The 1116-nt window shown below is 68.5% G+C and carries 1 protein-coding gene; it reads right to left on the bottom strand.

The window, feature by feature from the left end:
- A partial coding sequence (locus tag QSJ59_RS24250) for an RHS repeat-associated core domain-containing protein (protein ID WP_285762092.1) occupies positions 1-1116 on the bottom strand: 1116 nt, incomplete at both ends.

Genomic DNA, 1116 nt, shown 5'->3' with positions numbered 1-1116 from the left:
TTGGACCCAGGTGTCTGTCGGGGTGCGTAGCCACATTCCCTCGGCCAGCTCACCGGCCGCCACCCACTCGCCGAGGTCGGCCACCCAGAACTCGTGGTTGGCGGTGGCCACCACCGGCTCCCCGACCGCGCCCTGCGCGCCATCGGAGCCCTCTGAGCCCTCCGATTCCTCCGCGTCTCTTTCGACGGGCGCGCCCAAGGGGTTGGGTGCCTTCTCACTGGCCGGGTTGACCCAGACCTCGACCATCCGCTTGGCACCGGTGCCCACATGCGTGGCCACCACCTCGCGCGCACCCCCCACACCGGCTTCCGGGTCGGCGGCCACCACACTGGCACCAACACTCAACGACGCGATGGGCACCGATGACCCATCGGCCAGCAACACCGGCGTGGCGGGCACGAAACTGCACGTGCGCCCAGTACTTGGCCCCGATCTGGACGACGCCCCGCCCGAACCACTGGGGCGCGAGGACGAACCCGATCCCGCACTGGGTTTGGGAGCCGGCGCCGGACGCGTGGGCGGGCGCACCGGCGGCCTGGGCGTACTCGGGCGAAACCGGTTGACGGTGCTGCGTACCCACGGCATCGCCCGGGAGCCGACCGCACCCGCGATACGACCACCGATCGCGCCGCCGGCCCAACCGAACGCACCCCCCAACGCGGTGGCTCCCAGTGCCCCGGTGAAACTGCGGTTCCTGCGCGGTGTGCTGAGCCGGTAGCCGACCCAGCCCGACACCGCGCCGCCCAGGATCGCGCATCCGGCCGTGCCCGCGCCCACGGTCAGCGCCGAGCACGCCGCGCCTACCGCGATGCCCACACCCGTGGAGATGATGGTGTTGCGGTGCTTCTTGACGAACCTCTTCGTGCTCCGGTAGGCGGACTTGACGGTCTTCTTCGTCTTCTTGTACGCCGACTTGACGGTCTTCTTGGTCTTCTTGTACGCCGACTTCGCCGTGGACTTGGCCTTCTTCCACACCGACTTCCAGAACAACCCGTCGGGGTCGGTGTAGGTCATCGGGTTGTTGTTGGCGTAGATGTAGCCATTGATCTGCTGGGCGTCGTCGAAGTCCAGGATCGGATCCGCGGAGACGAACCGACCGATCGTCGGGTCGTACTC

The organism is Nocardiopsis ansamitocini, from assembly GCF_030268225.1.
GTDB lineage: Bacteria > Actinomycetota > Actinomycetes > Streptosporangiales > Streptosporangiaceae > Nocardiopsis_D > Nocardiopsis_D ansamitocini.
Note: the sequence above shows the minus strand (reverse complement) of the source record. Positions and strands in the feature narration are given on the sequence as shown.